Annotated in this window: 7 protein-coding genes; 1 reads left to right on the top strand and 6 read right to left on the bottom strand. The window is 41.0% G+C overall.

The features are described 5' to 3' along the window. Positions 1–273: 273 nt before the first annotated feature. On the bottom strand, positions 274–432 hold the full coding sequence (locus tag DRB05_RS06510; RefSeq protein WP_128726212.1) for a DUF2256 domain-containing protein: 159 nt from the start codon (positions 430–432) through the stop codon (positions 274–276). 265 nt (positions 433–697) lie between these two features. Then, positions 698–2,965 carry an aminotransferase class V-fold PLP-dependent enzyme gene (locus DRB05_RS06505; protein ID WP_128726211.1) on the bottom strand — a complete coding sequence of 756 codons (2,268 nt, stop codon included), beginning with the start codon at positions 2,963–2,965 and terminating at the stop codon, positions 698–700. Between the two features lie 522 nt (positions 2,966–3,487). On the opposite strand from DRB05_RS06505, the gene DRB05_RS06500 reads away from it, so the two are divergent. Next, on the top strand, positions 3,488–5,923 hold the full coding sequence (locus DRB05_RS06500) for a TonB-dependent receptor (protein ID WP_128726210.1): 2,436 nt from the start codon (positions 3,488–3,490) through the stop codon (positions 5,921–5,923). Between the two features lie 103 nt (positions 5,924–6,026). Here DRB05_RS06500 and DRB05_RS06495 read toward each other — a convergent pair whose 3' ends face one another. From DRB05_RS06495 to DRB05_RS06480, 4 genes are all read right to left on the bottom strand, one after another. Then, positions 6,027–6,902 (bottom strand): GyrI-like domain-containing protein, encoded by an 876-nt coding sequence (locus tag DRB05_RS06495; RefSeq protein WP_128726209.1) that lies wholly within the window; start codon positions 6,900–6,902, stop codon positions 6,027–6,029. Positions 6,903–7,167: 265 nt separating this feature from the next. After that, complete coding sequence (locus DRB05_RS06490) at positions 7,168–8,370, bottom strand: response regulator (RefSeq protein WP_128726208.1); 1,203 nt, start codon at positions 8,368–8,370, stop codon at positions 7,168–7,170. A 46-nt stretch (positions 8,371–8,416) separates the two neighbouring features. Next, positions 8,417–9,622, bottom strand: a complete 1,206-nt coding sequence (locus DRB05_RS06485) for an EAL domain-containing response regulator (protein ID WP_128726207.1) — start codon at positions 9,620–9,622, stop codon at positions 8,417–8,419. A 31-nt stretch (positions 9,623–9,653) separates the two neighbouring features. Then, positions 9,654–14,342 carry an ATP-binding protein gene (locus DRB05_RS06480; protein ID WP_128726206.1) on the bottom strand — a complete coding sequence of 1,563 codons (4,689 nt, stop codon included), beginning with the start codon at positions 14,340–14,342 and terminating at the stop codon, positions 9,654–9,656. Between the last annotated feature and the right edge of the window lie 22 nt (positions 14,343–14,364).

Below are 14,364 nucleotides of genomic sequence, written 5' to 3'. Positions count from 1 at the left end.
TTGCGCCAGTTTAATTGGTACTTATACGAGGCAGAGACTGCCTAGCATAAATATTCTATGTGAGTCAGGGGCTAAAGACTTTGCGCTCTTGCTGCGTACTCTTACCCACCTCCATGTGGGGCAACACACAAAGAAATGCTATTCAATGGGTCCACCTCGGTGGCTTTTGTCCATTATCGCTCAACTTTTGCTTAGATCACTTGGCGTAAAATTGAGGGGGCGATCAAAACACACCCAAGATAACAAAAATCAATCAGCAAGGAATAACAGGACCTAATCTTTATGTCCTATACCTGAGCGCCGTTCAGAAGCGCAGCGCTTTGAGCAGTACTTAACGTTACCCCACTCTCTTTGCCATTTTTTCCGCCAATAAAACGGACGTTCGCAAATAGGGCATATTTTATATTGTAGGTTTGGTTTTTTGTGAGCCATTGTAGGTTTATACCAACTTCACTAATACATGTTCAATTTGAAAGAGCAAATTCCGACTTGCCGACATGGATGTCGGTAACCTTGGTGATAGTAGGGGGCGGAAGTGGAGTTATCGACTAAATTTTCTCACTTCAACACAGGTTACTTCAACACAAGCAAATTGGCGTTAGTCATTTCTGGTATCCATACGGTGGCGGGGAAAGTCGAGATCAGAAAAGCCCCCGTAGCAAGCACGATAGGGGCTTTAGAAAGGAAACAGGGCGAGTTATGCAGAAGGAATGAGTGCATACCCCCCTTTTAAATGTCCGATATTATTAAAGCCGAGTCTAGCCAATGCTTGTGCGGCGACTTGTGAGCGGCTGCCACTGCGGCACACCAACACCAATTTTTTCGTTTTGTCTTGGTTATGTTTGCAAATAAAGTCTGTAAGACGGGTGAGTGGCACATTGTGATCAAACGCGCTGTTGTGATTTAAGGCATATTCGTGCGGTTCACGTATGTCAATTAACAACAGCTCTTCGTTGTTGGCAATATGTGTGTTGAGCTCTGTTGTAGTGTACTCGTGTAGCTCAAATTGATTTTTGTTGCAAATAGTTGCACCACACATGATCTCACTACCTGCCTCATCAACAATATTATTATCTATTTGTACCTTTTTCTCGACAAATTCATCAACCGTAATGTCATGGTAAAGGACATTATTTAGGAGCAAATTGCGATTGCACTCTGCCGCTAGAGTAGTTGCAAATTCATTGTTGTAGTCGTGGCTTGGACATAACAAAGTATCTGTATCGATAAGTTGAGCAAGTGATTGAATGCTATGCAGCATCGCTTTCGATGAGCTGGTGGAGAAGTTAGTTCTCCCAAGCGCTCCCATCAGGATCAGATCGCCACAAAAAACATATCTGATGCTGTACTCACCCTGTAGTTGCTCCAATAGTATAAAGGTGACGCTATCGTCTGTATGTCCTGGAGTGGCTAATTTTGCAAGACGATAGTGACCAATTGCTAGCGCTTCGAGTGACTGGCCTTTAAATTCAATCTGTGAGGCTTGAGTTGGCCAACCCAAATGATCGCATGTTTGCTTTGGTAAACTGAGTGCAGCTCGACTCGATTTGTGATCGGCGTGCCCATGAGTATCGAGCGCGGCGAGCAATGTCAGCTGCTGGCATTCCAATATCGTATTAAGGCGCTCGACCAATTCAGGAAGAGGATCGATAATAATCGCTGTTTTTGACTGCTTATCTGCGAACAGCCAACAGCATGCACCACCCACTTTGAATTGTACTAGACCGTCAAGTGCTTCTTTATTGTTAATACCGTTATCTGCTTGCATAAGACAGCTGTGACCGAGTGCCTGAGCACAATGGAGAATGCGCTCGCACGCCGCGTCTATTTCGGTTTGGGTTGTGGCTGGACCAAAAGACAGTCGAATAGCCGATTCGCTTTGCCAAGCTGGGAGCCCCATGGCATCAAGTACAAAACTGCGTGTTACCTTTGAGCTACACGCTGAGCCTGAGCTGACTCGGATGTTTGCAGCATCAAATAAATCCATGATTTCTTTTGAACTGAATCCCGGAATTGCAAAGTTTAGTGTAGTTGGAACGCTATTACTGAATTGATTATTAAATACAATAGTCGGGAACGCATCTTTGAGTGTTTGTGCCAGTTGATTTCTAAAATCGTGTAATTTATCCACGTTTGCAAATCGACTGTCATTTTCTTTTAGCAGTTCATCAAAGATAACATTCAGTGCGGCAAGGCCTGGCAAGTTTTCTGTTCCTGAGCGTAAACCGCTCTCTTGACCACCACCCGCAATAAACGGTGTAAACGGTGCAGTTTCTCGAATATAGACAAAACCTATGCCTTTTGGTGCATAGAGTTTATGACCACTAAAAGGTGCATAGTCAATTGTCGTTCTCGCTAGGTTTAGGTTGCGTTTACCTAGTGCTTGTACACAGTCAACCATCCAAAAAATATCTGAATTGTATTTTCTTATTACTTCTTCTAGTTTGTTCAAGTCTTGATATACGCCGGTCTCATTATTAACGGCCATAGTACAAATCATTAGCGCATTAGGTACTTCATCTGCAATATATGCCAAATCTAGGTTACCAGCACCATCAACCGGAATGGCTTTAACATCGGCATTAATTTCTAGAATTTGATTCCAATGTTTGAGTGATTCAGGTACCGCTTTGTGTTCCGTGGCACCATAAAGTAGTGTATATTTTTTGTGTGGTTGTATCTTATTTTTCGCGGCACACAAAGCTGATAATATACCAGTCTGAATACCTTCGGTCGCACCACTGGTAAAGATCACTCGACCATGACCAGAACCTAAAACAGCACGTGCTTTTTGACGAGTATGCTCCATCAGTTGCTTTGCTTGTAAGCCCGTAATATGGCTGCTGCTAGGATTGCCAAACATGGTTTTCATGGTAACCAATGCTGCGTCTGCTGCTTGCTCTAATACAGGGGTTGTTGCATTAGCATCTAGATATATTTGAGGTAACACCGATTCTACTGTCATGACTGAGCCTTTAGGTATAAGCAAATTACCGATATAACAAAAAGTAATAAGTAATTATTTATAGTTATAATAAGGGAGATAGGCGTATGTTTCAACTATTGTGGGTGTGTTTCTCGCAACCGGATTTCGCTCTCGATTGCAATAATAATTTTAAGCGTGTAATCATTTCGTTCTATTGCATCCGCGCAAGTCTTAAATGGGCGAGATGAATAGGTTGTGTATGATAGCGATGCTCGACTTACAGCTCAGTAATCCACGTAAACGATACGCAACAACGAAACAAATCAAACTGCTGTAAAAGCAGACCTGAAAGCTCTGTTGACCCTAAAAAACACCATCTTATTACACTTCGTTATCATGTTTGAGTTTATTGCAAAAATCGTTACAAATATAAAATGTAAATGATAGTTGTTATCATTACTATTGTTTTGCTAAACTTCGCCCCCTCTCTGATAAATTATTTTCTGAAATAGGTATTTGGCTTATTTCACCACTATCCAATTGCGTAGTTTGGAGTTAAAAATGCAATACTCTCGCTCTTCTGTTCTTTCCGCTTCTTGTATTGCGGTTAAGATAGCTTTACTAGGTGCAAGCACAACCGCTTCCGCTTCAGATGATATAGAAAAAATCAGTGTTTATGGCAAACATAATAACATTATTCTGCAATCTGGTACTGCAACCAAGTCTAATATGGATCTTATGCAAACGCCTGCGGCGGTTGTTGTTGTTGACAAAGAGCTACTAGATTCGCAAAGCGCAGCGACTTTGCAAGAAGCATTACGCAACGTAAGTGGTTTGTCTCAGGCTGGTAATAACTACGGCATTGGTGATTCACTAATGGTCCGTGGTTTAGGTGTGAACTATACCTACGATGGTATGTATGGTGGTGCTGATTTAGGGAACAGCTTCAACCCAACACGCTCCTTAACCAACATCGAAAGTATTGAAGTGTTAAAAGGCCCTGCTACAGGCCTTTATGGCATTGGTGCAGCGGGTGGGGTAGTTAACCTAGTCGAGAAAAAGCCTCAATTTGAACAAGCACTTGCAATTAACGGTAAAGTGGGCGCGTGGAATACTTATGGCTTGGGCGTTGATTTTACAGATGCAATTACTGATAAGCTTGCCTACCGTGTTGTTGCAAACCATGAGCGTAGCGACGGCTATCGAGATCTAGAATCAAATAGAGACGAAATCTATGCAAGCTTACGTTTCGACCCAAGCAGCGAGCACTCATTTTTACTTTCAACAGCTTATATTGATGACTCACAACAAGTAGATTCAATCGGCGATCCGGTACGGATTATTAACTGGGATAGTATCGACGCAGAGCCCGGGTTAGTTACTGCTGACCTTTTACCTAACGACTCTAACTATATAGTAAAAGATGAAAAGTGGCTTGGTCAGCAGCTTACAGATGAGCAGCGTGCTCAATTAGCGGCTTCCATTTTAGCGTCAGACGGTCTAAAACCGTTTGACTTGGGTGATGGCAACCTAATTTCACCACTTTCACGCCCAAATGAGGGCGAAGAGTTTCGTATTAAATTACGTCATGACTGGTATCTAAATCGCAACTCAAAGCTGACTCAACAACTGTTATGGCGTAGTTACGATTCGGATTTTGTTCGCCAAACAGGTGCTTATAATTATGTTTATTGGGAGCGTAGAACAAAGTACAAAGGTGAGTTTTACGATGTGATCAATGGTATACCAAGAGCGCCTTTGGTTGTTAACGGTGAGTTATACCCGTATGCGGCTCGCCGTCAAGAATATCGTCGCCAAGTTGCCAGTGAAAAAACCTGGCAGTACTTTGCCGATTTGCAGTTAACTTGGGATATGGGTTCTTTGAGCGGAGAGCACTTAGTCAGTGTTAACTATGAAAATCGCGATATGCGTTTAAAGAGTTGGTCTGCCTATGATGCCGATGGCAATGGTTCTGTGCCTTACATTTTAGATATTCGCAATCCTAACTGGCCAACGGGTGATTTCGAAGATTACGACCCATCGTTGCGAACTAATTATGACAAAACGCTTACAGCTTATGGCATTAGTGCACAAGAAGTGCTCTATATCACTGATGCACTAACTGCTCGTGCTGGTCTTGCATATACTAGCGTTGAACAAAAGTATCAGCATTTGGGAAGTGAAGTACTCGCCGCAGTAGGTAAAGAGTTGGATACTGACGATGCAGGTATGACTTACAATGTGGGGGTAAACTATCAAGTGACTCCTCAGCTGTCTGCTTTTGTAAACATGGCAAAAGGTCGTACAGCATACAGTGTACTGGGTAGCCTAGAAAATGAAGCTAATGCAAACCGTAAAAATCGACCTGACTCGGAATCTGAAACGTTAGATATTGGTGTGCGTTTTACTGCCTTTGACGAAGACTTATTAGGGTCATTAGTGTGGTTTGAAACAAAACGTACAAATCTCATGTATAAAAACCCTGAGTACAATGATCAGCCTGGAGAAGACTACAATGTGAGTGTTCCACACTATTTCTTTGATGATGAAGATGAGTCAAAAGGTGTAGAGCTGGACTTAAATTTAGCATTGAACGACCAAATCAGTGTGAACATGAATGCAACCTATCAAGATGCTGTTGAGATCCGTTCAAACGAGCGCTCAGGTCAAATGAAAGGGGTACCAAAAAAGTTTGCCAGCACATGGGTGAAGTATACTCAACCTATGGAATGGTTTGGTGGTGCATTAGAGTATAGTCTTGGCATTAACTATGAGAGTGAAAGAACAATTAACTCTGTGTCTTTCGGTCTCCCAACAGCGACGATTGATGGTTATACCCGCTGGGACGCAGCAATTAAGTTCGATGCCGAGCAGTTCGACATTCAGCTAAACTTAGAAAACTTAACTGATGAGCGTTATTACAGTAAAGCATTGTTCTTAGGTGGTATGCCGGGTAATGAGCGTAACGCTAAGTTGAGCTTTAACTATAAGTTCTAATCGGTTCGAAAAGAAAAGGAGGGAAGTCCCTCCTTTTTCTTTCTAAGCAGTCGATGCTTAGTCACGTTTAGATTAGTTAACCCTTAACGGGATAAAAAATCAGTTATTTAATGTAACAAGTGATACGAGTGAGAAGCTCGTGTGGTGGTGTCTCCCTGACATCATTTAAGTACTCTTCGATAACGGGTACATCTGCAGGCTCAAACTCGCTGTTGGGTAACCATTGTCCAAACAGATATTCATACGGTGTTTCTAAAGAGGCGTAGTCTCCTTGGTAGAGTAGGTTCGCCGTTTTGCCTTGTGGAATGGTGAATTCACAAAACCCCTCTGGTAGGGAGGCTGTTGTCTTTGGCACTAAAATTGTCGCCATTGATTTCAGTTTATTTTCCTCGACAGTTTTTGGGTCGTCAAAATACACACCAAAGAAACGCGTTTCTGCATCTAATAAACCTTGTTGTTGCGCCAGTAAGTTTAACTTTTCAAATGCCTGGCCAATTTGCATGTAATCGCCATGATGCTCAAGTCCGATCAACGTCATTTGCTCATTACTGCTGATTTCTACATTAAACATATTCGAATCCTCATCTGCCTTAATAATATAAAATTCGGCTGCATAGTCCTTTAACTTGGTCTGTTCACGTTGACGAAACAGACTAGGTGGTTGCTTGTATCGTTGGGAAAATGCTCGGCTAAATGCTTCAATACTTGCGTAGCCCGCTTGCTCAGCCACCTTTGCAATAGAGTCTTGAGTGCGAATTAACATGCCTGCGGCAACGTGTAGTCGCATTCTTCTCACGGTTGCATTGATGGTTTCCCCAGCGATTGAGCGATAAACACGGTGAAAGTGATAGGTCGACATATGGCATTGATCAGCAAGCGTGATAACATCAAGATCGCGATTAATATTGTTATAGATATAATCAATAACGTGATTTAAGCGAGTAGTGTAATGGCTTAAGGTCGTTGCTTTTCTAGTCATCGTTCACTTCATTGTTGGTTTATGCGGCCATGTGTGCCAATTTGTCTTAATACAGGGTCAAATTGAAGGAGCAAATCTGCCTCTCACTACTCTAAAAAATTTCTTATTTAGAACAACTAAATAGCAAAACCTTTGCCTTGCCTCAAAATAGATCACCTAATTAAGCTAATGGCTTTTACAGCTCCGTGATTAACGTCGGAGCTGATATGGCTTATCTTGGCAGAACTCGATTTGATAATGTTTGCTGATTTGTATTTTAGACAACTTACTGGCTTTCCGTCAGTGCTTTTTCCACTGCTTTAAGAATAGATGATTTGGTTGAAGGCTTGGTGATGTATCCTGTAAGCCCTAAAGATGCCCATTTTCTAATTATGTCTTTGTTTTTATTGCTTGTTAAAGCAATGATCGGCAGTTTTTTACAATGTGGAATGTTGCGAATATTTTTTGTTGTGTTGTAGCCATCGAGTTCAGGCATAAATAGATCCATAAACACCATGGTGAATTTATGCTTCCTCAATGTTTTTATTGCACCTAGTCCACTGGTTTCACACTCTACTTTATGTCCCTCGTCGCGTAAAATTTTAGCTATCATTTCACGGTAGATTTCGTTGTCTTCGACCACCATTATTTTTATTTCTTCTTGCTTTGTTTCAAGTGCTTTCGGCTCACTAATGTTGACTTCACCCGTCTCACCAACTGGCAATACATTCTGCGCTAACTGTGCGCATTTTGAGTTGTCTTTTTCGCTCAGTAACGCGGTAAGCTCTGCGATAGAAAACTGTTTATCTTTCAGCCTCTTTGTTAATTCATGAACGCTATCTGCCAATTGATGTTCTAATTCATCCAATAGTGGCGATAAGTGTTTTTGCTTCAGCTCATTGAGCAAGTCATCTTGAACTTTGTTAATTCCTTTTTCATTATCTAGGTTTCGCCTTACTGTCTGTAGTGTCTCATCCGCTTTTTGATGGTACAAAGCTGCATCATCAATGAGTTGCTTTAATTTATCATCGATGCGACCAAAATGTTCTTCTCGGATCTTGGTGACCTCAGATGTGCCCTCTGTGCGAACCAAAGCATTATGCAAGATCATCCGAAATCGGTAATTTTCGTACATAGGTTTGTAAACAAAGTAATCGGTAAAAATACCTTTCATACAACACCTAAAGGCGACACCTGATTCTTTATTTTCACATAGTAGGATGTTCTCATGGGCGTAATTAAGCAGGCCATGTTTTGCAAGTAGACTGTATATTTCTACGCTTTTTGCAACCGTACTTCGAGCAATGACGATAACATCAGGTGGTGATTCTGTAAGCACTTCAGCGACTTCTTTATGGCTTGTTAGTGTGCGAAATGCGCTTACCTGAGAAGCAACAATGTCAACAACACCACTTAGATCTGCTGGATCGTCACAGATGATGATAACTTTTGGATGTCGCTGCGCGTGTTCAACTTCTTTTTTATGCATAAATTCCCTCTGGGTTTGAGAGTACAGCAAAGACTACTAAGTTTAATTATTTACTAGAATGAGACTTTTGCAACGCAGATTCGGAGACCATTTGTAAAAACTCTGACGGCGGACAAGGTGGGTAATAATAATACCCTTGTATGTATTCTACTTCGTAGCTTTGTAGCACAATTAGATCTTCCACCTCTTCGACCCCTTCAGCTACCACCTCTAGTCCAAGTTGGTGCGCCATTTCACAGGTACTAGCAATAATGACACGCTTATTGGGCTGTGTGGAGCAGCCATCAACAAAGCACCTATCTATTTTTAGCTCATCAAAAGGTAGCTCGCTAAGTTGTTTTATTGAGGAGTAACCTGTACCAAAGTCATCTATTGATAGTTTAAAGCCTTTAAGCTTTAGACGCAGTAACACGTCAAGCGCACGCTTGATATTGTCTAATAAATGGCTTTCAGTTAACTCTAAGGTGATCTGTGAAGTGGGGGTGAAGTACTCTTCACAGATAGATTCGAGCTTTTCTGGGAGTTTTATGTCTTCGAGTTCTTTAACACTCAAATTGATACTAAATTGAAGTGCTTTTAGAACATCGCGATTATGGCTTAGCAAAGATAAGGTCTGTTTCAACAAATTATAGGAAAGTAGATGAATTAAATTGTGCTCTTCCATTGTCGTGATGAATTGTGAAGGTTGAACTATACCATCGCTGTTATGATGCCATCTCGCGAGCACCTCTGCGCCAATAATGGTACCTGACGGACTTGCAACTTTGGGCTGGAAATAAGCACAAAACTCCTCACGCAATAACCCTTCGTAGATTTCATCTTTACTATAGTTTTGTAATGCATGTTGGGATCTTGCGGGGGTACCTCTGGACTGAAGTTGACTATAAAGCTCTCTGAGCTTAGTTATAGAAAGTGGTTTTTCTAAACTGGATATAATATTGAGGCCATGCAGTTCAGCCAGTGCAGCGGTGTTCCTAATAAATAGGTCTTTTTCGCCACTTAGCAATGCGATAGGTGCTTGAATGTTTAGTTCGGCAAATTTTCTTAAGATTTCAACACCATCCATTTGTGGCATATTGATATCGAGTAAAATAAGAGAAGCTTGATGAAGCTCTTGGCTTTCTAATGCAGACGCTCCATTGATAAAACCTTTAAAAAGGCACGGTGTTTGATTGGCAACCAACAGCTGTAATTGAGTGAGGATGAGCTCGCTGTCATCAATTGCAATAATTAGGTGCTTATTATCTATCATACATACTAAGCCTGAGTTATTTAGCACACGATCAAGTTAGATCATCTACATTAAGTATAGAAGCGATTTCAGCTTGTGCATTATCAAAGAGTGTTAAACACTGATTTAACAAGCTTTCAATCTTGGTGGAGTTGCCCTCACTTGCCGCTCGTTCGAGTTCTGCCATCTTTTCGGAAAGTTGTATTGCGCCTACTGCTTTGGCGGAGGTTTTTCCCTGATGTGCGATATTCTTGATACTTTCAGTGCTATTCATGTCAATTTCTTGCAGCAGCTTTTTCGTATCTTCTACAAAGCTTCTCAAAAAGATATGCTGTAAATCTTTATCTGTCCCGACATACTCACCGAGTATAGCGAGGTCAATATGATGGGGTGGTGCAGACAATTCTTCTATAAGTGAAGCGGAACGAATAGGTGCTTGAGCGTTTGTTTTTAAATGACTTGAAAACCACTTTTTGAGTTTACTGTTCAACTTTTGTAGTACGATGGGTTTAGCAATGTAGTCATCCATACCCGCTTGGAAGCAGATATCTTGCTCACCCTCTAAGGCATTAGCGGTAGCCGCGATGATCGGTATATGGCCCAAATTGTGTATTTGCTCATTTTCTCGTCTTTTCCTTGTAAATTCATAACCATCCATTACAGGCATATGGCAATCTGAAATAATGAGTGAAAAGTTATACTGTTCAAGTAGTTGCAAGGCAACTTTGCCGTTGTCAGCAATGATACATTGGTAACCTAGTAACGCTAACTGTCGCTTAAATAAGTCCTGATTATAAACGTTATCTTCGACCACCAAGATGAGTTTATTTATTGCTTGTGCTTCATTTATGCTTGGTACGGTTACAGATCCTAGGTTATCTCTATTTTTGTTATCTGAGTCACATTCGATTAGTCCTTCTAGCGAGGCGATGTGTGAGACAACTTTATAGGCGTAGTAAGGATATAGTGCCAAATTTGACACTCGGATGCTGTTATTAGAGGGCAGTTTGTCCTGATTATTATCCAGTAGCACATACTTGCAACTGCTCTCAGCAATAAAAACTTCTTTTCCTTCGGTTGTCAGGCGTTGAAAAGCTTCGGCCGTAATGACGAGATAATCGAACTGCTGGCTATCAATCAGTTGTGCATTAAAAAGTTCTCGAGGGAATATTTCGCATTGTGCTTCGTATATTCGCAGTTGATTTTGCAGGTCTTTTTCAAACTTATCCTCGTCACCGACTACGGCAATTTTAAGCCTATCTAAGGTCAGATCTGAATCGCTATTCTGCTTTGGTACTTCATGGTATGGCAATGTAACAATGAAGTTGCTGCCGAACCCCTCTAGACTCCTACATTCAATTTCTCCCTCCATCATGCTTACGAGCTTGTGGGTAATGGAAAGCCCAAGACCTGTCCCTCCGTATTGTCGTTGAATACTGCTGTCAGCTTGTACAAAGGGTTTGAAGAGGTTGTCTACTTGCTCTTCAGACATGCCTTTACCATTATCTTTAACGCTAATTTCCATTAAGTTGTCATCAACAGAACGGCCAATTGTAACCTCTACAAATCCCACTGCGGTGGCGGTAGTTTTGGTAAACTTTAACGCATTACCGACCAAATTTAATAAAATTTGCCGTAGCCTAACCGGATCACCCAATTGCCAAATTGGCAACTGTGGTGAAAGGTAAAAAGCAAGTTTGATTTTCTTTGAATCGGCCTGATATGCAAGTAATTCTGCGAGCTCGCTGATGATTTCCTGCCAGTTAAATGGTGTTGATTCAAGCTCCATTTTACCCGCTTCAATTTTTGAAAAGTCTAAAATATCGTTTATTATTCTCAGTAACACCAGTGCCGAGCTTTTCGCGACTTTAGTAAGGTGAGACTGCTCATGGTCAAGATCCGATTGGGCGAGAATATCTAGCATGCCTACTACGCCATTCATCGGCGTTCTAATCTCATGACTCATTGTAGCTAGGAAACGTGATTTTGCTTTACTAGCTTGCTCTGCTTTTTTGCGAGCTTGCTCTAACTCATCCGAAAAGTTGACGCTCTTAGTCATGTCATTCTGATAGATAAGGGTGTACTTTCCTGATTCGGTATTAATGTTTTTTACTAACACGTTGAACCAATACACTTCGTTTTTTATATGGTATTGACAGGTAGTTTGCGCTTGGTAAGACGTTTGGTGTTTCGATTGCTCAAGCATGTCTAGCAGGCCTTTGCTATCGACTAATGGCAGTTGCTCAAAGAGTTGGACGATGTCTGAGCCTTTGTTGATAGTGCTCCCCATAAACTGATATTCAATATTAGAAGCGCATTTTAGGTGCTCATTAAACTGATTTAACATAGTAATTTTCTGTTTTTCATCAATTAACAAGATAAAAGCAGGAAATGAATCAATGGCTTCTTGAAGTAGCTTCTCAGTAGACTTTTGGATCTTGAGTAATCGTTGCGCAGAGGTTCTTTCTGCTTCTGCCTCGTGCATTTTTTCTAGCGCTTCTTTTCGTGCGGAAACAAGCTCTTTCTGTATTCTTTTTTGACGATTACTTTCATTAACTTGATTGGTTATATCTTTTACAACGCCAACAATAAAATGTGTATTTTCACTGGAATAATACTTTAAATTAAGAATAACAGTTAGATACCGAGTCGAAGATTCATCACTTAATGTTAATTGAAACTCACGGGACTGTTCATGAGTTAAGGATCGTAGGTTTGAGTGTAACCTCTTTCTATTACCTCTATCGAGTGACTTTACGATTGGCTTTAAGTCGTAGTAATCATCGTCATTGTGTAAACTAAACAATGCTTTAAAGCCCTCAGAAGCATGCGTAAAGTATTGCCCCACAGGCATTTCAAAGCTGCCAATTACGGCAAGCTTTTCAGAAGCATTGAGGAGTGTTTGACGTTTTTGAATTGCATCTTTTGCGGCCTGCTTTTCTTTTCTTGCTTTTTGTTGAGCGCGATAACTAATTATTAAACCAAACAAACAAAATGCAACTAGGGCTAGCACTTGCCAAATAAACTTTATTTCTATCGTGTAGAGTAGGTCTTTATTGAAAGCTTCATGTGAATAAGCATAAGTGCCTATTTGAAGCTCCTGATCCCAAACTTTTGCGCTTAAAAAATCAGCTGACTTATTATTATTTAATAGTAACTGAATTGATGGTGTTAGATTACCACCCATTTCTAGAGTTTGCAGTTCCTGCAGTGTGTAGTAGCCAGATGCGTTTTCAAGGCGAGTATTAAGGTTTAACTCTAAGCTACCAAGTAACACGTCAAGTTGCGTTTCATACCAATACAGTGTGCCAGTTAGCCCTGAATTGGAAAGCCCGATCCCGGTCATAATAAGTATCCGATGACCATCGTTTCCTGTTATCACTTTCGTCACAATACCACCACGCAGCAGGTTATCTTGGTTTTGTGAGTAGAGTGATGTTATCTGGCTTTTTTTTAAGTATTGAGTGTCATGTAAGTCGTTGAGGGTCAAAGTTTGCAATCGAGTGTGCTTAGCATTGCTGGTATCTATACTCGCTTGCTTGAGCTCTTCAATCATTGGGTTATACCACAGTGTTTTTAGGTGATTTATTCGCTCCAAAGACTGATTATTAAGTTGCCTCAATGTTTGCACCTTAGATAAATATAATAGCTGCTTTTGGCTAGCTGAATGCTCGACAAACAATACTGCAAGTACTGAGGAAAAAATGACGATGAGCTGAGCTGTTTGTGCTCTTAGTGGCGCGGTTTTATATACTTTTAATTCTGTAAACGCTTTAATTAATAGGCTGATGAGGATGAAGTAGATAACAGCGGTAGCGCAAGAAGTAATAAGAGAAGCGTGTGCTGTTTGCTGCGACTTTTGCATGCGCTCTGAGGCTGAGTCCTTCATGTATGACAATAAACTTAAGCTGCCGTCGGTGAGGAGATTGAGGTAACTGGTGCTACTATCCCACCACGTATAATGTGAGAGGTTATTTTCCAGTCCTTGATTGAACAGATGTAGAGTTGATGCCACAGCACTAAACCCGTCAGAGGTAGTAGCGACGTTGTACAGCTGCTCTGTATTTTGATTATCTTTCAAGCTTTCTAAAAGGGTAATATGGGTTGCATAGTTGTGCAACGCGCTTCTCATGGCCCTTAACTGGATATTTTCTTCATCCGCGGTTAAGTACCGACTTATCTTGGCTCTAAATCTACCGCCTAATTCAATCGCTCTGATAAGCGAGTGGATATTTTGAAACTGAGCATTGTTTTGGTGATTACTAAAGGTATTAATGTAGGATTGTTCGGTTTGTATAGTACGTACCGTATCGGTCAGGTAATTGATCAAAATAGTGTAACGGAAGAACAGCTGCTCATGGTCAAAGTCGACTTGTCGACTGAGTTTTCTAAGTGCTTGTACATCCTCTTTTAAAGTTAGCTGGAACTGTTCAAAGTTCTGGATGCTAGTAAACTTCTCTGCAGCTAGCTTTTGTATATTTTTATCTGTCTCTTGGTAATATGCCTGTAGCCGCGTATTATGCTCGTCTTCAGGCATGAACCCTGTAGACATCCCCCTCTCACGCTGTAGACTAAATATTACTTCAATTGCTTTATCAAGAGCGGAAAGGTTGTTGTAATAATGGGCTAGGCTTTTATGGACAATGCGGCTCTTATTGAATTCGTTAATTTCGAGATAAAAACCGCTTAAACAGATTAGGGAAAAAATGGTCAAGGTGATTAGTTTTAGATATTTGCTCACATTTGCCACCTGCGTTATCTCA

This window comes from Pseudoalteromonas sp. A757, from assembly GCF_004103285.1.
Classification (GTDB): domain Bacteria; phylum Pseudomonadota; class Gammaproteobacteria; order Enterobacterales; family Alteromonadaceae; genus Pseudoalteromonas; species Pseudoalteromonas galatheae.
The sequence above is the reverse complement of the archived record's forward strand: the minus strand, read 5'-3'. Positions and strand labels throughout refer to the sequence as shown.

Excerpts from the sequence above, each read along its gene's own strand:
- DRB05_RS06510 (WP_128726212.1), bottom strand. The coding sequence starts at position 432 with ATGGCTCACAAAAAACCAAACCTACAATATAAAATATGCCCTATTTGC.
- DRB05_RS06505 (WP_128726211.1), bottom strand. The coding sequence starts at position 2,965 with ATGACAGTAGAATCGGTGTTACCTCAAATATATCTAGATGCTAATGCA.
- DRB05_RS06500 (WP_128726210.1), top strand. The coding sequence starts at position 3,488 with ATGCAATACTCTCGCTCTTCTGTTCTTTCCGCTTCTTGTATTGCGGTT.
- DRB05_RS06495 (WP_128726209.1), bottom strand. The coding sequence starts at position 6,902 with ATGACTAGAAAAGCAACGACCTTAAGCCATTACACTACTCGCTTAAAT.
- DRB05_RS06490 (WP_128726208.1), bottom strand. The coding sequence starts at position 8,370 with ATGCATAAAAAAGAAGTTGAACACGCGCAGCGACATCCAAAAGTTATC.
- DRB05_RS06485 (WP_128726207.1), bottom strand. The coding sequence starts at position 9,622 with ATGATAGATAATAAGCACCTAATTATTGCAATTGATGACAGCGAGCTC.